The sequence below is a fragment of the Endozoicomonas sp. 2B-B genome (assembly GCF_053470045.1).
On sequence record NZ_JBLZMU010000001.1, the window covers coordinates 5113849 to 5133250 of the forward strand.

17 protein-coding genes are annotated in these 19402 nt (G+C 48.9%); 8 read left to right on the forward strand and 9 right to left on the reverse strand.

The annotated features are described in order from the left end of the window. Positions 1 to 4 precede the first annotated feature (4 nt). Entirely contained in the window at positions 5 to 2332 is a 2328-nt protein-coding gene (locus ACOMHB_RS19030) for a response regulator (protein ID WP_448217803.1), read from the forward strand. Positions 2333 to 2364: 32 nt separating this feature from the next. On the opposite strand, the gene msrB is transcribed toward ACOMHB_RS19030, so the two are convergent. Continuing rightward, positions 2365 to 2757: a peptide-methionine (R)-S-oxide reductase MsrB gene (msrB, locus tag ACOMHB_RS19035; RefSeq protein ID WP_422134672.1), complete on the reverse strand. Its 393-nt coding sequence runs from the start codon at positions 2755 to 2757 to the stop codon at positions 2365 to 2367. Beyond that, positions 2754 to 3005, reverse strand: coding sequence for a hypothetical protein (locus ACOMHB_RS19040; protein ID WP_422138591.1), 252 nt, complete (start codon positions 3003 to 3005; stop codon positions 2754 to 2756). Before ACOMHB_RS19040 ends, msrB begins: the two co-directional genes overlap by 4 nt. Positions 3006 to 3049: 44 nt before the next feature. Here ACOMHB_RS19040 and ACOMHB_RS19045 point away from each other — a divergent pair, with 44 nt between their 5' ends. The 5 genes from ACOMHB_RS19045 (at position 3050) to ACOMHB_RS19065 (ending at position 7517) form a co-directional block, all read left to right on the forward strand. Continuing rightward, positions 3050 to 4267, forward strand: a complete 1218-nt coding sequence (locus ACOMHB_RS19045; protein ID WP_422138592.1) for a pyridoxal phosphate-dependent aminotransferase — start codon at positions 3050 to 3052, stop codon at positions 4265 to 4267. Between the two features lie 66 nt (positions 4268 to 4333). After that, positions 4334 to 4762: a hypothetical protein gene (locus ACOMHB_RS19050; RefSeq protein WP_422134674.1), complete on the forward strand. Its 429-nt coding sequence runs from the start codon at positions 4334 to 4336 to the stop codon at positions 4760 to 4762. A gap of 101 nt (positions 4763 to 4863) precedes the next feature. Next, positions 4864 to 5751, forward strand: a complete 888-nt coding sequence (htpX, locus tag ACOMHB_RS19055) for a protease HtpX (protein ID WP_422134675.1) — start codon at positions 4864 to 4866, stop codon at positions 5749 to 5751. Between the two features lie 328 nt (positions 5752 to 6079). Then, positions 6080 to 7225: a ribonuclease D gene (gene rnd, locus ACOMHB_RS19060; RefSeq protein ID WP_422134676.1), complete on the forward strand. Its 1146-nt coding sequence runs from the start codon at positions 6080 to 6082 to the stop codon at positions 7223 to 7225. A 43-nt stretch (positions 7226 to 7268) separates the two neighbouring features. Next, a complete protein-coding gene (locus ACOMHB_RS19065) occupies positions 7269 to 7517 on the forward strand; it encodes a YcgL domain-containing protein (RefSeq protein ID WP_422134677.1) in 249 nt (82 codons plus the stop codon). A 51-nt stretch (positions 7518 to 7568) separates the two neighbouring features. Here ACOMHB_RS19065 and ACOMHB_RS19070 read toward each other — a convergent pair whose 3' ends face one another. Then, complete coding sequence (locus ACOMHB_RS19070) at positions 7569 to 7880, reverse strand: hypothetical protein (protein WP_448217804.1); 312 nt, start codon at positions 7878 to 7880, stop codon at positions 7569 to 7571. Between the two features lie 85 nt (positions 7881 to 7965). On the opposite strand from ACOMHB_RS19070, the gene ACOMHB_RS19075 reads away from it, so the two are divergent. Further along, complete coding sequence (locus ACOMHB_RS19075) at positions 7966 to 12129, forward strand: hypothetical protein (protein WP_448217805.1); 4164 nt, start codon at positions 7966 to 7968, stop codon at positions 12127 to 12129. A 49-nt stretch (positions 12130 to 12178) separates the two neighbouring features. Then, positions 12179 to 12628: a YcgN family cysteine cluster protein gene (locus ACOMHB_RS19080; RefSeq protein WP_448217806.1), complete on the forward strand. Its 450-nt coding sequence runs from the start codon at positions 12179 to 12181 to the stop codon at positions 12626 to 12628. A gap of 113 nt (positions 12629 to 12741) precedes the next feature. Here the strand turns inward: ACOMHB_RS19080 and ACOMHB_RS19085 are convergent, their stop codons facing one another. The 6 genes from ACOMHB_RS19085 to ACOMHB_RS19110 all read right to left on the reverse strand — a co-directional run bounded on the left by ACOMHB_RS19085 (position 12742) and on the right by ACOMHB_RS19110 (position 19191). Further along, the gene (locus ACOMHB_RS19085; RefSeq protein ID WP_422134680.1) at positions 12742 to 13017 is read right to left on the reverse strand and encodes a hypothetical protein; all 276 of its coding nucleotides are present in this window, start codon (positions 13015 to 13017) and stop codon (positions 12742 to 12744) included. A gap of 237 nt (positions 13018 to 13254) precedes the next feature. Beyond that, on the reverse strand, positions 13255 to 14079 hold the full coding sequence (queF, locus tag ACOMHB_RS19090) for an NADPH-dependent 7-cyano-7-deazaguanine reductase QueF (RefSeq protein ID WP_448217807.1): 825 nt from the start codon (positions 14077 to 14079) through the stop codon (positions 13255 to 13257). A 91-nt stretch (positions 14080 to 14170) separates the two neighbouring features. Next, positions 14171 to 14884 (reverse strand): ABC transporter permease, encoded by a 714-nt coding sequence (locus ACOMHB_RS19095; RefSeq protein ID WP_422137128.1) that lies wholly within the window; start codon positions 14882 to 14884, stop codon positions 14171 to 14173. Between the two features lie 62 nt (positions 14885 to 14946). After that, positions 14947 to 15918 carry an ABC transporter ATP-binding protein gene (locus ACOMHB_RS19100; protein WP_422137129.1) on the reverse strand — a complete coding sequence of 324 codons (972 nt, stop codon included), beginning with the start codon at positions 15916 to 15918 and terminating at the stop codon, positions 14947 to 14949. 259 nt (positions 15919 to 16177) lie between these two features. Continuing rightward, the gene (locus ACOMHB_RS19105) at positions 16178 to 17083 is read right to left on the reverse strand and encodes a TIGR01777 family oxidoreductase (protein WP_422134682.1); all 906 of its coding nucleotides are present in this window, start codon (positions 17081 to 17083) and stop codon (positions 16178 to 16180) included. Positions 17084 to 17496: 413 nt separating this feature from the next. Continuing rightward, positions 17497 to 19191, reverse strand: coding sequence for a hypothetical protein (locus ACOMHB_RS19110; RefSeq protein ID WP_448217808.1), 1695 nt, complete (start codon positions 19189 to 19191; stop codon positions 17497 to 17499). Positions 19192 to 19402 lie beyond the last annotated feature (211 nt).

Consider the following 19402-nt stretch of genomic DNA (forward strand, 5'->3'; position numbering starts at 1 on the left):
TCTAATGCCAATCCGTTTCAGGGATCGACTGTCGTTTAAACAGGCGCGTAACACCGTTGTCATTGCCTTTATCCTGGGGCTGTTCCTGAGTCTGTATCTCGTGATCATCGACTACCGGTCTCAGGTCCGGCAAATTGATGCCACCATAGAAACCTACATTGGTATCACCCGGACTCCAGCGGCCCGCATTGCCTACAACATCGATAAAGAGCTGGCCAACGAGCTGGTGTTGGGACTTATTAAATCGCCCACCATCGTCAGGGCAGAAATTGTTGAAGCATCGGGTGCAATCCTTGCCGCTGTCAGTAAAGAGCCGCAACAGGATAAAGCCCGCCCCTTCACCGATATGCTGTTTGGTGCCAGCCGAACCTATATCCGGGAGCTTGAGGTTCCCTTTGATGAAGATGAACCCCTCGGCTGGCTTAAAATCGTTGCCGACACCCGCCCTATCAGCACTCAGTTTTTTGATCGGGCCATCTTTATCCTGGTGACTGGCCTGATCAAAACCTTCCTGCTTTCACTGGTTCTGTCCATCATGTTTTATCACATGTTGACCAAGCCTTTGCTGAACATGACAGAAAAAATGGTTAAGCACCCGGAAAACACTAGCAAGGTTCAGCTTCCGCAGCCCGGGGGGCATGAGAATGACGAGATCGGCCTGCTGACCCGCACTGTCAACCATTATTTGAACAACATTCATCACCATCTGCACCACCGGCGACTGGCTGAGGAACAGTTACGTGAACATCTGGCTGAACTGGAAACCATTATTGCCCGGCGGACCAGGGATATTCGCAAAAACAACCAGGCCCTTGAGAAGACCAACCGCCAGCTTGAGAAAGCGCGCAGTCAGGCACTGGAAACTGCCAGTCAGCGAGCCAGGCAGCTGTCCAGCCTGAGTCACGAAATCAGAACACCACTCAATGCAGTTCTGGGCATGCTGAGTATTGCCCTCAACGACGAACTGACCGAATTACAACATCAGCGTTTAACCATTGCCAGAGATTCTGGTACTCATTTGATCCGTCTGCTCAACGATATCCTGGATCTTTCCCGACTTGAGTCGGGGAAGATGATTCTTGAAGAAATCCCTTTTGACCTCAGAAACTCAATGGAAGATATTGTCGTGCTTGCAGGACAATCCACATTCACCAAAAGGGTTCCGATCTATTGTGATATTGATCCTACCCTGCCGGAAGAAGTCCTGGGTGACCCAACCCGTTTTCATCAGGTCATTTCCAACCTGATAGGCAATGCTGCAAAATTTACCGATGAAGGTGACATTCGTATCTGGCTCGATTGCCAGAAAACCTCCGAGAATCATCTTGATATTATGGTGAACATCAGTGATAGCGGTATCGGCATCCCTGAATCAGCCCTGGACGAAATTTTCAAACCCTTTGCCCAAGCCAGCAGTGATACCAGTCGCCGTTTCGGGGGCTCCGGTATGGGCCTGCCTTTGGTCCAGTCCATAGTCACTAACATGGGCGGACAACTGTCTGTTATATCAGAGCCCGGAGAAGGCAGCACATTTTCTGTCCGTTTACCATTCCGATATAAATCAAGGGAAGAAAAAGTATCGGTTTCTGCTGATATCAAGAGTAACCAGATTGTGCTCAATGGCTCAGAAGCTCTGCAAAGCTGTTGTTCTCATCTTCTGGCCCATTGGGATATCAGCCACCGACAGACCTCGAACAACAAAATCGGTGACCTGTCCGACTGGGCAGATATTCTGATTACAGAGAATGAAGATCTGGCCAGAAATGCCGGTCAGGATAATCCGTCACTAAAAGTGATTTATGCCTCTCATACACCTCTGGATAACGGCCCGGACACCCTGGTCTGGCTGCCACTCCCTCTGACCCGGAAACTGTTTATCCAGGCACTGGAGAAGACCCGGACTATCCGTCATCAGGTCTCCCAACCGTTACCTGACACAGTGAAAATCCAACAGCAAAAAAACTGGGATTATTCGGTTCTGGTCGTCGAAGATAATCCCATCAACAGAATGGTGGCGGAGGGAATGCTTGAGCAGCTGGGCTATAAGGTAGAGCTGGCTCATAATGGCGAGAGCTGTCTGGCAGCCTGTCAGCAAAAAAACTATGACCTGATTCTGATGGACTGCAACATGCCAATTATGGATGGGTATACCACCACCCACAGACTGCGGGATCAGATAGCAACCAGAAAGACGCCCATCATAGCCTTAACCGCCAACGCTATGAATCAGCACATAAAGCAATGCCTGGACGCAGGCATGAACGACCATTTGGCTAAACCTTTCAACAAGGAGCAGCTTGAAAGCACTCTGACCCGCTGGTTAATAGCCTGATGGACAGTGTGTACACTGTTTTTTTGCGCAATTCAGTTGTCTGCTTTGAACTGAAGAGCGACTGAATTCATGCAGTACCTCAACCCTGTAGGCTCAGGCCCATCAGGAAATACATGCCCCAGATGCGCGTTGCAGGCTGAACACACCACTTCTGTCCGCTCCATACCCAGGCTTTTGTCTTCAAGGTAATTGACCGCCTCCTTATCCACGACTTCCCAGAAGCTGGGCCAACCACAGCCAGCATCAAATTTGGTCGTGGATTCGAACAGGATTTGATCACAGCAGACACAGCTATAACGACCCAGGCCATCAAAATGAACGTACTCACCAGAAAAAGGCCGTTCGGTACCCTTTTGCCGACAGACATAATACTGCTCTTCAGTCAGCTCTGACTGCCATTGGGCATCGGTTTTTTCAACTTTCATACCACCTCCAGCTTCTTTAACGGAAATATCCGGATTGGGTCGTGCACTGTAGCCTTAAAGCGATCATAATGGCCACCTGATTCCCTGCCAGAGAGAACATTTTTTACCCACTCTTGTCTATTTATAGTCAGGTTTATAATCAGATTGATGATGTTCCAGAGAATCCCATGACCTGATCCACAACGATCGGAACTGACGCCACTCATTAACGGAGCAATACTCAGGCAGCCCTGAGTAACAGATAACATACAAAAAGACAATGAGCCTTATATCGGCCACAGGAAAAGAACCCATGAAGGATATTGAGAAGTCCCTGAAACTGGCAAACGTCTGCTACGAAATACGTGGTCCTGTATTGCGCGAAGCCAGAAGACTGGAGGAGGAAGGCCAGCGTGTTCTGAAACTGAACACAGGCAACCCTGCGCCTTTTGGCTTTGATGCACCTGAAGAGATTATTCAAGACGTCATTCTCAACCTCCCCAACTCCCAGGGCTACACCGACTCCAAGGGTTTGTTTTCGGCACGCAAGGCCGTAATGCACTACTGTCAGCAGAAAGATTTTCCCGGTGTCGAGCTGGAAGACATTTTTATCGGTAATGGCGTCAGCGAACTGGTCGTCATGGCCATGCAGGGATTACTGAACAACGGTGATGAATTGCTGATCCCGGCGCCGGACTACCCTCTCTGGACTGCGGCGGCTAACCTTTCAGGAGGCCGAGCGGTTCACTACCTCTGTGACGAGCAATCTGACTGGTACCCTGACCTGGATGATATTCGCAGCAAAATCACCGCCAAGACCCGGGGCATTGTTGTCATCAACCCTAACAATCCAACGGGTGCCGTTTACCCACCTGAGCTGCTGCAGGAAATCATTGAGATTGCCCGCCAGCACAGCCTGATTATTTTTGCTGACGAGATCTACGACAAGATCCTCTTCGATGGAACAGAGCACACTGCCATGGCATCGCTGGCGGATGATGTGTTCATGATCTCATTCAACGGGCTCTCCAAATCTTATCGTGCAGCCGGTTTTCGTTCTGGCTGGATGGTTGCCAGTGGTCCCAAACATAAAGCCAGGGACTACCTGGAAGGTCTGGAAATGCTGGCCTCCATGCGTCTGTGTTCCAACGTTCCTGCCCAGCATGCTATTCAAACGGCACTGGGGGGTTACCAGAGCATCAATGACCTCGTTCTTCCCGGCGGCAGACTCCTGGCACAGAGAGATGTGATCTACGAGCGCCTGAATCAGATACCCGGTGTCAGCTGTGTCAAACCCAGGGGAGCCCTTTACGTGTTCCCGAAACTGGACCCGAAAAAGTATCCGATTCACGACGATGAACAGCTGGTACTCGACCTGCTGATTCAGGAAAAAATTCTGCTCGTACAGGGTCGTGCCTTCAACTGGCCGGACCCGGACCATCTCAGGATAATTACCCTGCCCCGGGTTGAAGATCTGGAGATGGTGGGCGATAAACTTGAACGATTCCTGAGCCGATACAAACAATCATAATCCTGGCCGTGACTCAACGGCCCGTTTGCTACCGATTACTGAATTCCAGACACTCACATTCTGAACATGGCTGACATCCACATCGACGACTTTTTTCATGATTGTGCCAAGACACTGGTACATCTCTACAATGTCTTCCCGCGGCTGACCTCTCTGTACGTCGACGACATCATTACGCCCGTGCCCGTGGATGAATTCGGATTACCCGGCAAGCGACACCAGGCCTGCTTTGACAGTTTTCTCTGGCTGGCCAGAGAAGGCTACATACACTACTCCGAAAGAGTTCGGCTGGAAGGGCTGGACCAGGTGGTTCTGACTGAAAAAAGTTTCCTCAGGCTCGGTATGCCAAGCCTGAAAACCGAATTGGAAGACCTGCCAGAACCGATGCTTCAGAAACAGAGGACTCTGGGCTGGCAGTTTCGTGAAACATTAAAATCCGGGACCACCCACCAGCTGAACCTGCTCTGCCAGCACTTTTTCGCCTGCAAAGCCTGAAGGAGTGTAAACATTGTTAAATGTGACGGGCTGAGGATTGAAATCCGGACTCAACGCCTCCATATTCCAACTATCCAACTAACAAAGGCAACCATTCGGTAATGAAAAGAATTCTGCTATTTCTTGCAACTAACCTTGCTGTCATCGCAGTCGCCAGCATCACGCTTAACATCCTTGGCGTGGGTAGCTATGTCACAGCCCAGGGACTCGATATGAAGTCACTGCTGGCTTTCTGTGCCGTTTTCGGTTTTGCCGGTTCATTGGTTTCTCTGCTCCTTTCCAAAACCATGGCCAAGATGGGCACAGGCACCCAGGTTATCGATCAGCCCCGAACAGCCCAGGAGCGCTGGTTGATGGATACGGTCAAAGAGCTGTCTGAAAAAGCGGGCATTGGCATGCCGGAAGTGGGTATTTTCCCATCCCCGGAAACCAATGCTTTTGCCACCGGCTGGAACAAAAACGCCTCACTGGTTGCCGTGAGTCAGGGATTATTGGATCGTTTCAGCCCGAGGGAAGCAAGAGCCGTTATTGGTCACGAAATAGGTCACGTTGCTAACGGTGACATGGTGACGCTGGCGCTGATTCAGGGTGTTGTGAACACCTTCGTGATGTTCTTTGCACGTATCATCGGCTATGCCGTAGACAGCTTCCTCCGTCGTGATGAAGAAAACAGTGGCCCGGGTATTGGCTTTTATGTTGTCAGCTTTATTGCCGAGATTGTTCTGGGTATTGCCGCCAGCGCCATCGTGATGTGGTTCTCCCGCAAGCGAGAATTCCGTGCCGATGAAGCCGGTGCCGAGCTCGCAGGTCGTGGTGATATGATTGCCGCTCTGGAAAGACTGAGAGCTGAATACGACGCACCCAGTGCGATGCCTGCCACCATGACTGCCTTCGGTATTCGCAAGAACGGTCAGGGTGGCCTGGCCGCACTGTTCTCCAGCCACCCTCCTCTTGAAGATCGAATTCAGTCGCTGCAATCCCATCGCTGACAGGGTTTCTTTTATCGCACCCACTCCACAAGGCTCGCTGATGCGGGCCTTTTTATTACGAAAGCACTTCTGCTTCAGGATTACGAATACACACTTAGTCAAGCCAATGATGCATGTCTGCTCTGGCCTTCTTGATTCGGTAAATGTTCATAATTATTGTTTAATTCGATTGAGGATATACGTTTCAGCTTCTTCATGGGGGATGAGAGTATCTGAGCCATCTTGTCCACGAATTTACTGACTTTCTCATCAAGCCCTGGAGAATATTGTTTTGGCTTCAGAGACAAGCTCCTTATAATAGGCTTTTATTTCTAATCCAGCTGCTTATATGCCTATTGAACATCCTGACCCCATCTGGGTCCTCGACAGCGAAAGCCTTAACCATTACTGCCAGCAGTGGCTTGAGCTGGATGCCATTGCACTGGACACAGAGTTTATTCGCACTGATACCTTTTACCCTATTCCCGGACTGATTCAGGTGGGTACCGGTGACAGAGTTTTCCTGATTGACCCACTCAGTGTTCAGGACTGGGCTTCCTTTGGCCGGGTTCTGCAATCCAAATCTGTCATCAAAGTCCTTCACGCCTGCGGAGAAGATCTCGAAGTTTTCAATATTCTCACCGGCTGCCGCCCAGTTGCATTGCTGGATACACAGCTTGCTGCGGCCTATGCAGGACTGGGACATTCATTAAGCTACCAAAACTTGCTAAAGGCGCTTCTGGAAGTGGACCTGCCCAAGGATGCCACTCGCTCAGACTGGCTTCAGCGACCACTGACTGAAGCCCAGATCAGCTATGCCACGCTCGATGTCGTTCACCTGCTGGAAGCTTATGAGCTATTACTCGAAAAAATGAAAGGCAAGCCTCAGTTGCAATGGCTTAACGAGGATTGTGACACCTTGCTCAGCTCGCCATTGTTTCCGGTCCCCGGCGAAATCTGGAAAGATGTTAAACGTGCCTGGCAATTGCAGCCTCAACAACTGGCGGTTTTACAGAAGATCTGTGAATACCGTGAACTGGAAGCCCGAAAAACCAATACCCCGCGCAACCGGGTCATCCCCAAGGGAAGCCTGTGGCCAATTGCCCGTTATATGCCGGAGAATATACGTTCACTCTCTTCCATTCAGGATATGAAACCCAAAACGCTTCGAAAATACGGCGGGATTATTCTGAACCTGGTCAAACAGGCCAAAGACAGTCCGGAAGCTGACTATCCGGAACAGCTCCCTGCCCCCCTGCCGAAAGCCGCCCGCGACTATGGCAAACTGATCAAGGCCTGGGTGACTCACAAATCAGATGAGCTGAATGTACCTGCAGAGCTGTTATTCCCGGGAAAAATGTCTAACGCACTCTTACGTCAGTGGCAAAACAGTGGCCGTTTTTCGATGCCAGAGAGCATTAAAGGCTGGCGACAACGGGAAATTGCCGAACCCCTGATTCTGGCTATGAAAGAGTACAAAGAGAACCAGAGATAATTACTTCCCAGACTCCAGGCAAATTCAAGATAGTATTAATATTATGTCTAAAATTCTTGCTTCCATTTTCAAAAGCAGCAAACGCAACGAGATGTACCTTTACGTTGACAAGCGTGATCAACTGAAGAAAGTCCCTGAAGCCCTTCATCAGGCTTTCGGCAAAGCTACCCATGTGATGGATATTCTGCTGACACCTGAGCGCAAACTGGCCAGGGCAGACATTGAAAAAGTGATGACCGGGATTCAGGAAAAGGGGTTTTACCTGCAGATGCCCCCAGCCGAAGAAGACTAAGTAACTGGTTAGGTACTTACATTCAACACCTTCCTGAAGAACTGCTGAGCTTTAACGACCCGCTGTGAAAACAAGGGTATAGAGCCCGGTTTGTCCTGAGCCCTGACATTCAGGCAAGCCAGTGGGTACCACCACAAACTGCAAAAACAAGGTTGCAGACAGAGTTGACTCAGAAATATTCGTCAACTCCGTTAATGGCGTGATAGCCAGTGCAGTGCTATACAGACTCGTGCAAACGGCAACCAGTTCGCCAGGGTCTATGAGACGCTCACAAAAAAACAAAATTGTCTGCTCGGTAACCCGATCACTGCTTCTGCTAGTGACGATGGTGTTTTGGGAATCGCTGCTTGCGTTGGGGCTCACCGGCTCAAGTCCGCTGCCAGCACATTCCTTATATGCCAATAAGCTGGCTAAACCTGAACAGCCCGACCCTTTTCCGGTCGGGTTTATGCTGTTCGCTTTCAGTTTGCTTCAGCTACTGCCAAATATCAGTCCTCCTGAGTCGCTTCAACTGCCTCTCCTACCCGATTGGCCAATAAAACAAACACGCCGCATTGATCGGGTGACCTGGTCCCCTGAAGCGCCTGAGAAGACGACCAACATGCCCATTGCCATGGGTGCTGCCGGGGGAGATGATGGTGATAAGCCACCTGATGGAAACAACTGGAATTCTGACCCGGAACCCCAGCCTGACCTTATCCTTGTTCCTGATCCTGTTCAAAAATGCCAGCAACAAAAAAGACAACTGCTTCGAGTATTACGAATAAAACGACTATGGGCTACTATGACGGGCCAAACAACGCTGGCCCGGATTATGTCAGACCGGATCATGGTCATTGAAGCCGACCTTCTTGATCTGGAAAGGTCAGGCCCTGCCAGGGTTCAAACGGGGCTGGTTCAGTCATGGCTGGCAGAGAATGGTCAGGAACTCAGTGTTTACTGTGAAATCATTTCTGGCAAATATTCTGGCCGACAGGCGGCTTCCGGCGACAAGAATCAAACCTCCCGAACGACCAAAGAACCAACAACTGCGGCCACAGCTCAGAACAGCCAGAGGAGCCGGGTCGCTGCCCGTAACCAGAGAACCGGTTCAATAGACGGCAGCGATCGTGGAGGCAATGAGCCACCGGGCCCCTCAGCTCAGCAGGATACCGGAAAACCCGCTGTCACTTGTTCGAAGTGTGACAAGGCGCTGAATCAACAGGAATTAAGACGTGTAGCCAATGAGACAGCAGCTTCAGCATTTTTATGCAACCAGTGCCTGTCGGACACTCACAGTAAAAAAAGGGCAAGACCAGCCCACCATGAAACAGAGCCGGATTCATCAGAACCCGCTCAGAAAAAAAAGAAAGACGCGGGTAGAAAGAGAAAGATTTCACAAGCAGCCGCTGCACCACCGGCCAAAAAAAGTAAACCGGCAGACACTCAGACCCCCGACGACCCATTAGAAAAAGTAAAAGAAAACATCAAATACAAATTAAGCAAGGAAGATCTGGAAAAAGTGCAAACTTTGATTGCGGTATTCAAGAAAAAAAACATCACTGTCAAGCACACTTTTTATAAGCTACTTGGTTTCGTAGAGAGAAAGTATTTTGATGGTTTCTTCGATAATGCCACTGCGTTTTTTGGGCACCTTCCTGAAAGCATCAAAAATACCGGCTTGCTGACCAGCATGCTGCATAATGTGAAAAAATATATCCGTAGCTTTGCAGAACGTAGCCAGGATGAACTCGAATATTTGGCGAGTTTGGAGGTATTGACTTCCCTCTCTTCCATGAACAATTGCAAAGGCATACCCAGGCAGGAGGAAGTAGAAGAAGTGCTGGACTGGCCGGAATGGGTAGACCAGAATGGCGAGTTTGATAGGGAGCGGTTCCAGTCTTTCTCGTCCATGTACAACACAAAAGGCTTGCCCGAACATAAGGATGTGGAAGAGGTGCTTAACTGGTCGGAGTGGAAGGACAAGGATGGCCAGTTCAATATAAAGTTGTTCCGCTGCTTCTCATCCATGAATCATGGCAAAGGAAAGCTCAACTATGAGAAAGTGAAAGAAATATTGGGCTGGCCGGAATGGAAAGACAAGTATGGCAAGTTCAATATGGAGCTGTTCCGCGCCTTCTCGTCCCAGAATAGTTGCAAAGGCATGCTTAAACATGAGGCAGTGGAAGAGATCCTTGGCTGGCCGGTATGGAAAGACAAGGATAGCGTGTTCAATTTGGAGCTGTTCCGCGCTTTCTCATCCATGAATGGTGGCAAAGGCATGCTCAAAAAAAAGGAAGTGGAAGAGGTGCAGGCCTGGCCGGAATGGAAAGACAGGGATGGCGAATTCAATATGGAGCTGTTCCGCGCTTTCTCGTCCCTGAATAGTTGCAAAGGCATGCCCAAACATGAGGAACATAAAAAATTAAAAGCAATGCTGGACTGGCCGGAATGGAGAGACGAGGATGGCCAATTCAATATGGATTTATTCCGCTCTTTCTCGTCTATGTTAACCAAAAAAGGTATGCCCAAACACAAGGAAGTGAAAGTGGTGATGGGCTGGCAGGTATGGAAAGACAAGGATGGCGAGTTCAGTATGGAGCTGTTCCGCACCTTCGCGTCCATGAATCATGCCAGAGGCTTGCCTGAACATGAGGAGGAAGTGAAAGAGGTTTTGGGCTGGCAGGTGTGGAAAGATAAGTATGGCGAGTTCAGTATGGAGCGACTCCGCATCTTCTCGTCCATGATTCATTCCAGAGGCTTGCCTGAACATGAGGAGGAAGTGAAAGAGGTTCTGAACTGGCCGGAATGGAAAGATAAGCATGGCGAATTCAGTATGGAGCGGCTCCGCGCATTTTGTTCCATGAATTTTAGCCGGGGCATGCCCAGATATGAGCAAGTGAAAAAAGTGCTTGGCTGGACGGAGTGGAAAGACCAGGATGGCGAGTTCAGTAAGGAGCGGTTCCGTGCCTTCTCGTCCATAAATTATGGCCAGGGCGTGCCCAAACATGGGCCAGTGAAAAAAGTGATGGACTGGATAAGCTGCGGGGGGGCACCCAACCATCTGTTATTGCAAATTATGGCCAGGCTCTGGGCATCAGAAGGGCTACCTGCTATTGAAGAGCTGAAATACCAGGAAACACAACTGAAACAGTGGCTGTTGACAGCATCTACTGAAGAAAATAGCGGCTTGGATAACGACCTGGATAATGAAGAGAATGACAAATTCAATCGCCAGCTAAAAACAGTTTCCCTTTATCTTTCCACCCCTAAACCAGACTGGTTAATCAACTGGGCGGTTTTAAAACAATTTCACCACCGTGAAAAGACTAAACCCGCTCTGATGCTGGAATCATTAATAAGGCTTCTGTCTTCTTATGGAGGGAAAGGCGTCAGGAACTATCTTAAAGCTAATCAACGGAACCGGGATTTTTTGTGGCGTCATTCGGGTAAAACCACGCCTTTGCACGTGTTAAAGAAGACAATGGCTTTGTTTTCTTCAGATGAATACAGAGAGCGTTATGTCTACTTTGTCAAGCGGCTGATGTCATTGCCGGGTAAAAACCAATGGCAACAGCTCTCAGCCCGGTTGCAACAACTATCGGGATTGCTGAAACACGACTCTATGAAAAGACTCTACTGGGAAATCCTGCAACCCTTATCAAAGGATGATCAACTGCGTTTTCTGGATGCCAGCCATGCCCGGGCTGTATTCGATCTGTTTCCTTCTTTGAGCGCCCTGCAAAAACTCAGCGAAGAGCATTCCTCTCAATATTTAAAACGGCTGCTTGAAGCCTGCCTTCGACTAAAAACCCATGACATCACCAAAAAAGACATCCAGATACTGTTTGAAGCCTTACTTAAAACCCATAGTCTTCTGCCCTGGGATCAGGATATCCCCGATCACTTTCTGTCCGGGATGCGTTCAACCGATAACAACAATGTTGAGGTAACTGTCTCTGGATACATCCAGTCAGGAAAACAGTTGGCCCTGAGCTACATAGCTGTGCTGATGCAAAACCTCAACGAGATGTCTTTTACCGTCAAAGGGCAGCGGCTTGAGGTTGAGGTGCTGGGTGACGGTGTTCAGACCTACCGCTTTCCCATGCCACAGCTGAAAATACGGGATGAAAAAATAGAAATCAGCAACTGGACAGAGGAGCAACTCAGGATTTTTTTGAAAATCACCGGGATGTCTGAACGTTATTATCTGACAGCAGATGAGTGGCAAAAGCGTTTAAAACCCGATTGCCCGGTATACATCCAAAGACGTAAAGCCAATGAAGCCTGTGAGCCGGTGAGTGAAACGGAAGCACAAAGCATTAACCTGCCAGACAGCGAAAGAGAAAAACAGGCCTTTGACAGTTTGTGGTTAAAGCTAAACCAGACAGAAATTTTTGGCACCGAAATTCTGAATTTACTGGACGAGTATGGGGATGAAATGGAGCTTATGCATACGGTGACCGTCCTTAAAAAAGCCAAAATCGATATCGCTGACGACATACTGGAAGGCTGGAGGCAACGGGCATGCAGTAAAATAGAGCAGTTAAAAAAGCGGGACCCTTTATTATCAGATATTGCTCCTGACGTTTATCAGAGCTGTCAGGAACTGGAGTTGTTTAATGAGCATTAGTCCGTTAGTTTCCCAGTCACACGACACTGTAAATAATCAGCATTGCGATATGACAATACCTTTCTGGCAGACCAAATCCCTCGAACAGATGACCCCTGAAGAATGGGAGAGTCTTTGCGATGGCTGTGGTCGCTGCTGCCTGCAAAAACTTGAAGATGAGGAGACAGGAGAGGTTCACAACACCTCTCTGGCCTGCCAGCTGCTGGATATTCGCAGCTGCCGGTGTTCAGACTATGAACACCGAAAGGAAAAGGTTCCTCAATGCCTGAAACTTACAGCCGGTGATATACCTCATTTTCACTGGTTGCCAGACACCTGTGCCTACCGACTCCTGGCCGAAGGTAAACCGCTCTTCGACTGGCACCCTCTGATATCGGGAACTCCGGACAGCGTTCACCTGGCTGGCATTTCCGTCAGGGCCTTTGCGCAATCAGAAACCTCGGTACCTGAAGAGGATTGGGAAGATTACATTATCCCCATGCGGCCTGTTGAAAGTTGAGTCACAAGCAAACGAAGTGGCCTCTCCTGCCAGGTTTTTGCTGGCTCCCAGTGTCGGGGAGCCGTTATTTGCCCTTGGCGGAGTTACAGGTCAACTGTGTCAGATCGACTGAGCTATGGGGAGAAGTAATCCAGTACCTCTGTATAGTGGACGCAGCCCCGAATCACAATACCGATATGGCTGGGGAAGAAGTTTGTTGGAGCTGGGTAGCCCTGCACCAGATAAGGAAGAAACTGTTGTCTGCTGGACAACCAGAGAATACCCCAGCCGTTTGATAAAAGTATTAAACTAGCCACTGAATGATAGTCATAAGGACTGCGGATAACATAGCCTGCGGCAAAACTTTTACAGGAAAGACAAAGAGCAGTAAGAGCTATATATTTTTTCATATCGGTAGAGAACCTCCATATACCAAAGAATATAAGTACCTGGCCAGTTGATTTCGCATATTCTGGCGAGTGGATTTTTTCATCCTTCAAGGCGCAACGACGGGCGCGTAGCCATAGCTACGCAACCAGAGTTGAAACGCAGAAGAATGGAAAAAGCCGCCGTCCAGAATATGCGAAACCAACTGGTTAGGTACTTATATGGACCAACTTACTGATCTTGCAACTCAAAACCTGACTTTATTGCCTGATCAGACGCCCATCATCCTGCCCGGCCTGATCAGTGCTGCGCCAAGGGTTAATATCCAGCCCCCCCCGGCGAACATAGCGGGCATAGACGGTCAGGGACTCCATTTTGAAACGGGCCTGTATTTCTGTGAATACTCTTTCCACACATTGCTCATGAAATTCCTGATGCCCACGGAATGAACAGATAAACTTCAGAAACGACTCATGACTAATGGCTTCTCCCTTATATTGAACAACCACAGTTCCCCAGTCTGGCTGCCCGGTCACAGGACAGTTGGACTTCAGCAGATGAGAATGGATAGTTTCTTCCCGAATGCCTTCAGCCTTTTGCAAAAGATCAGGTGTATAGTCATAGCAATCAATAACCACATCCAGCTCATCCACTCCGGTGCCGGGAGCCGATTTGAATCCGAAAGCTTCCATTTCAGCAATCGTCATCAGCTTTACTCTGACCGGCGCACCTGCAGCCTGGCTGAGATCCTTTTCCATAACCGCCTGAACCTGTGCCACAGAATCAAACTGAGTCTGGTTGAATGAGTTCAGATAAAGCTTAAAGGACTTGGATTCAATCAAGCTGGGAGACTGGCAGGGCAGCTCAAAGCGACCGATCATTGCCAACGGCTTACCCTTGGCGTCAAGCCAGGACAGCTCATAACCAAACCAGACATCACTGCCTGCAAAAGGGAGGTTATCGGGGTCCAGCCCCAACTCCAACTGCTTCTCCCTGCGGGGAATAGGGAACAAAACTTCCGGATTATACTCCGCCTGATACTCACTGTTTTTCCCCAGCGGGGAAGCATTCACTAATTCACTCATAACTTCACTTGACTCAATCCTGTTTGCCCGGCAACCCGGCCAGATCAGTATCCTCTGGAAAAAACGAGGCCTGAAAAGCCTCGCTTCAAATTCAGTTTCGAAGGCCTTTGCCCACTCGCAGAAGGTGGAGAGCCCAGGCGGCCAGTATTACGATAGCCAGAACCATCACAACAAAAGCCCAACCTAAACTGATACCACTGTCCTGTCCCAGGATTCCATATCGAAAGGCATTCACCTGATACAGGATAGGATTCAGCAGCGAGATGGATCGAAATGGCTCTGGAAGCACGTCTATCGAGTAGAAAACACCTCCCAGGTAAGTAAGAGGCGTCAGTACGAAGGTCGGGATGATGGCCACATCGTCAAACTTTCTGGCAAACACTGCATTGATGAAACCACCCAGTGCAAACAGAGTTGCAGTCAGGAAAACAGCCAGCAGGGTAATAAGAATATGATGTACCTGTAGTTCTACGAAGAAAGCGCCCAGTAGCATAACCAGAACACCTACGTAGACCCCCCTGACAACACCACCCATGGTGTAACCGGCCAGAATCACCCAGTTCGGTACGGGTGACACCAGCAACTCTTCAACACACTTCTGAAACTTGTTACTGAAAAAGCTGGAAGCCACATTAGTGAAGCTGTTGGTAATCACCGCCATCATGACCAGACCCGGTACGACAAAGGTCATATAATCAAAGCCACCCATCTCGCCCACTCTGGAGCCAATAACAGCGCCAAAAATAACGAAATACAAAGACATGGTCATCGCCGGTGGCAATAGCGTCTGTGGCCAGATCCGCATGAAACGACGAATTTCTTTAGTGAAGATCGTATTAAATGCAACCAGGTTATATTTCCACTCACTCACTGTGCACTTCCTCCCTTCACGGCCGCGCTGTCCTTTGTTTGTCCTGAAGCCGCTAAAGCATCCGAAGTCAGACTGACAAACAACTCCTCAAGACGGTTGGACTTGTTTCTCATACTGGCCACTTCAATTTGATATTCACTCAGCTGCCGGAACAGGTCATTAACCCCCTGGTGCTTGCCGACCTCAACTTCAATACTGTGGTTATCCAACTTCTTGACAATATAATCCGCAAGGGTCGGCAGATCTCCAATCGGCTGTTTCAGATCCAGCACAAAACTTTCTTGTTGCAGTTTGCCCAGCAGAGCCTTGGTGCTGGTGTTCTCGACGATCCTGCCACTGTCAATGATGCCGATATTGCGGCAGAGCTGCTCGGCTTCCTCAAGGTAATGAGTAGTCAGGATAATCGTGGTGCCCTGCTCGTTGATCTCCCTGAGAAAATCCCAGAGAGAGCGACGAAGTTCAATATCAACTCCGGCGGTCGGTTCATCAAGAATCAGTAGTTTTGGCTGATGAATCAGGGCTCTGACAATCATCAAACGTCGCTTCATACCACCGGACAACATTCTTGAAACATTGTGTCGTTTATCCCACAGGCCCAGCTGCTTGAGATACTTCTCAGCACGTTTGCGGGCTTCTTTTGCCGATATGCCGTAATAGCCGGCCTGCGTCACAATGATATCTTCAACTTTTTCAAACTGGTTGAAGTTGAACTCCTGGGGAACGACGCCCAGCATCCGCTTGGCCTTGACAAGGTCAGTATCAATATCGTGCCCGAATATTGAAACCTCGCCTGAAGTCTTGCGAACCAATGATGAAATAATACCAATAGTGGTTGATTTGCCAGCACCATTGGGTCCCAGCAGGGCGTAAAAATCGCCTTCTTCAACTGAGAGATCAATCCCTTTCAGGGCTTGAAATCCATTGTCGTATTGTTTTCTAAGATTCTGTATTTTCAGTGCCTGGGGCATGCTTCTATAGTCCGTATTATGCAGGATTTCTTCTCCATCAGAGCCTCTGCACAGTTTCACTCTTGCTTTACCCTGCTTCCTTTTCATCCATTGCGTGAAGTCAAACAGAGGCGATTAGTCTTGGCAGTTACTTTGAACGTTTTTCCATCATCAGGAAATAGAAAAATATCCTGTTGCTTATGGCTGTCAGTACTTAAAAGAGGGTCATTTTATTATAAAACGACGAAGTAAACGGCACTTTTTAGAGCATTTTTTCACGCTATGCTCTGATCAACTGCGTCAGTGCCGGTTTCAATTGTGGATAGGTGAACTGATAGCCTTCAGCCATCAGACGCTCTGGATAAACATTCTGGCCTTTCAATACCATTTCAGAAGATTCCCCCAACATCCACTTCAGAACCCTTGCTGGCATTTTCAACAAGGCGGGACGATTGAGAGTACCAGCCAGAGCCATCGCAAAGTCTTTATTGCTGACCGCTTCAGGGGCGGTGGCATTAAAAGCACCCTCAGCTGATTCATTCTCCAACAAAAACAGCAGCGCATTCACCATATCTTCCATGTGAATCCACGACATCATCTGTTGGCCAGAACCCAGCGGACCTCCAATCCCTAAACGAAAAGGAGTCATCATTTCATGCAACGCACCTCCTTCGGGGTGTAACACAACGCCAGTTCTGACCAGACAAACCCGTACCCCCAGACCTTTGGCACGCTCGGCAGCCTGTTCCCAGCGCACACAGAGCCCTGAAGCAAAGTCGTCTCCTGCGCCGGAAGACTCGTCCAGACGGGCCGCATCATCCCTGCCACCATAAAACCCGATGGCAGAGCCACTGATCAGGCAGCCTGGTCGGTTTTCCATTCGTTCAATCAGGTCAACCAGTTCTGAAGTCAGGGCGACCCGGCTATCGAGCAACTGTGTTTTTCTCGAGGGTGTCCAACGTTTATCCATTACCCCCTCACCGGCCAGATTGATAACGGCATCGAAAGCCACAGAAGGATTCACTGCCGTCAAAGACTTCACAGAACTCACTTCAGGGGTCAGCAGACGTTGGACACCCACGGCATCCTGCCTGCTTAAAATGGTCAGCCGATGCCCTCTTGACAAAAGCCTGGCCACCAGTCGTCGGCCAATAAATCCTGTTCCCCCGGTAATCAGTATCTGCATAAGATTAAGTCCTGAAAAAAAACCTTGAGATGGTATTAAAACGTCTTCGGTCCCACGGGACAAAAACCCATGGTTCCATAGTAAACAGCCATGGGGGTCAGAAACAATTTTTCACTGACGATTTTATTACAGAAAGAATGAACTCCGGGCAGTTTTTTTACCCATAAAAAAATACCCGTGGTCCCCTCAAACCCGGGTATTTGATCGGCTGGCTTGTCACTGGCTCCCGCTTCTTTTTTTTATGTCCTTAATTCTCTGGCGCTTTTTATTATTTTTCTTGATTGCCTGAGTGATTTCATAATACGTACTAGCCACTATCAAAACCTTGACCTACATCAATAAAACTTCGGTTTACACTTACCCGTCCATCCAAGCCTGACATGCGACACACTCTGAAAGAGCGGAGAAACAAATTAAGGTCTGAGGTTATCTTTCTGGTCCATATCAACGGGCTTGCGTTTTCGATGTATTCTTTTGTGGATCGACAAGGCTTGAGCATTATTGCAGACAGCCCCGCATGACCGCTGCTGACCATCCTCCCCGAACTCTCTCAGGTTACAGATTTTTTGTCCGCTATGGCTTCTGTTTTTGTGAGACAACAGGATTCCGGCATTTTCGCAGACTCTCCCACATGTCTGTGAATGCCCATCTTCTCCGACCACGATTTCGTCACAGGTTTTTTGCCCACTGTGTACTTTGACTTTGTGACTCCACATGGCTTTAGCATTCTTGCAAACCATTCCGCATGGCCGTGGCTGGCCGTCCTCCCAGACTATTGTTACATCACAGGTTTTTTGCCCGCTATGGTATGCGACTTTGTGATTCGCCAGGGCTTGACTATTCTTGCAGACTACTCCGCATGGCTGCGGCTGGCCATCCTTCCCGACTACTGTGGCGTCACAGGTCTTTTGCCCGGTATGGTATTGGCTTTTGTGTGACGACAGGCCTTTAGCATTCTTGTAGGTCCTCCCGCATGGTCGATGCAGGCCATCCTCCCCAACCACAATCGCATTGCAGGTTTGTTGCCCGGAGTGAATTAATCTTTTGTGATACGCCAGGGCTGTAGCACTCTTGCAGACCATCCCGCATGACTGCCGCTGTCCATCCTCCCCGGCTACTGGTACATCACAGGTTTGTGGCCCGGAGTGGATTCCTCTTTTGTGATCGAATAGAGCTTTTGCATTCTTGCAGACCGTTCCACATGGCTGTGGCTGGCCATCCTTCCCAACCCTGATTGCATTACAAGTTTTTTCCCCGCTGTGAATGCTGCGTTTGTGACTTAAAAGCACTTTGTTATTCTTGAGGACCTTCCCGCATTGCCGCAGTTGACCATCCTCTCCAACCAGGATCACGTTGCAGGTTACTTGCCAGTCAGGGTCAATTGTATTAGCTGTTCCTGCTGCCGTTGAATCTGAGGCGACCCCGTCTAAGGCGACCCCGTCTATCAAGTTGCAACGATAACAGTGTGCATTGGTCAAATGGTTGCATAAGCTGTGTTCGGGTGTTGCTACAGTGCTGTCTGTCGAACTTTCTTCACAATTCTGCACTCCGCTAACCAATGAATCGGAAAATTGTCGAAATCGACAGACGCCATGACAGGGCTGGACAAAACAATTTAAACCCAACGAATGCTGGTGTCGTTCAGAGCCTCCGTTCCCGTCACTGTAGTCAGTATCCCGGGGGCGGATGAAAGAACCTGTTCGGTGGCGGTTGACTGGTGGTCCTTGCTGGCTGGATGGTTCTGATGGCTGGTGTTGTTGCTGATCCTGTTCTGAGCCAAACATAAATGCCGCCTCTTGTTGTTCAATCGGGTTAAACAGCGGTGAATCTATGTTCCAATAGCCTTTCAAAAGCCAACTGACAGTGACAATCATTTCTACAGATAACCATGAATAAGGGGTTGAGCTTAGAGTAATGATTGTTTTTGCCCTGTAGTTGCCAGGTTTTTGTCGTTTGTTATCAGCAGGAAAATCGGGTTCTTCATAAACGTCTGTGTCGGTAATCTCTAGCGGGTTGTCAGACAATGTTCGCAGTTCACGCTTTATAGAAAAGCTCTGTTTTGAAAAATCTACAATCTGTTTAGACTCGAAAATAAAATGCTCTGTCAAAGATTTAGCCTGACAAATGGCAGACAACAGCGACAGCAGCACAATAAAGAGTGAGTGTTTAATAATCCTATCCCTGTCTTCTGACCTACAGAGAGAAAGGATAGATCAAGAAAATAAGTGTGTTTTTGTGTTTTCCTAATACCAGACATCTGTTTGTTGTTGACCTGATTCTCATCGACGAAGTCCATAATTTGGTTTTTTGACTTATATC

Excerpts from the sequence above, each read along its gene's own strand:
- ACOMHB_RS19095 (WP_422137128.1), bottom strand. The coding sequence starts at position 14,884 with ATGCGGATCTGGCCACAGACGCTATTGCCACCGGCGATGACCATGTCT.
- ACOMHB_RS19100 (WP_422137129.1), bottom strand. The coding sequence starts at position 15,918 with ATGCCCCAGGCACTGAAAATACAGAATCTTAGAAAACAATACGACAAT.
- ACOMHB_RS19065 (WP_422134677.1), top strand. The coding sequence starts at position 7,269 with ATGTCTAAAATTCTTGCTTCCATTTTCAAAAGCAGCAAACGCAACGAG.
- ACOMHB_RS19080 (WP_448217806.1), top strand. The coding sequence starts at position 12,179 with ATGACAATACCTTTCTGGCAGACCAAATCCCTCGAACAGATGACCCCT.
- ACOMHB_RS19030 (WP_448217803.1), top strand. The coding sequence starts at position 5 with ATGCCAATCCGTTTCAGGGATCGACTGTCGTTTAAACAGGCGCGTAAC.
- ACOMHB_RS19075 (WP_448217805.1), top strand. The coding sequence starts at position 7,966 with ATGCTGTTCGCTTTCAGTTTGCTTCAGCTACTGCCAAATATCAGTCCT.
- rnd (WP_422134676.1), top strand. The coding sequence starts at position 6,080 with ATGCCTATTGAACATCCTGACCCCATCTGGGTCCTCGACAGCGAAAGC.
- msrB (WP_422134672.1), bottom strand. The coding sequence starts at position 2,757 with ATGAAAGTTGAAAAAACCGATGCCCAATGGCAGTCAGAGCTGACTGAA.
- ACOMHB_RS19040 (WP_422138591.1), bottom strand. The coding sequence starts at position 3,005 with ATGTTATCTGTTACTCAGGGCTGCCTGAGTATTGCTCCGTTAATGAGT.
- htpX (WP_422134675.1), top strand. The coding sequence starts at position 4,864 with ATGAAAAGAATTCTGCTATTTCTTGCAACTAACCTTGCTGTCATCGCA.
- queF (WP_448217807.1), bottom strand. The coding sequence starts at position 14,079 with ATGAGTGAATTAGTGAATGCTTCCCCGCTGGGGAAAAACAGTGAGTAT.
- ACOMHB_RS19105 (WP_422134682.1), bottom strand. The coding sequence starts at position 17,083 with ATGCAGATACTGATTACCGGGGGAACAGGATTTATTGGCCGACGACTG.
- ACOMHB_RS19045 (WP_422138592.1), top strand. The coding sequence starts at position 3,050 with ATGAAGGATATTGAGAAGTCCCTGAAACTGGCAAACGTCTGCTACGAA.
- ACOMHB_RS19050 (WP_422134674.1), top strand. The coding sequence starts at position 4,334 with ATGGCTGACATCCACATCGACGACTTTTTTCATGATTGTGCCAAGACA.
- ACOMHB_RS19085 (WP_422134680.1), bottom strand. The coding sequence starts at position 13,017 with ATGAAAAAATATATAGCTCTTACTGCTCTTTGTCTTTCCTGTAAAAGT.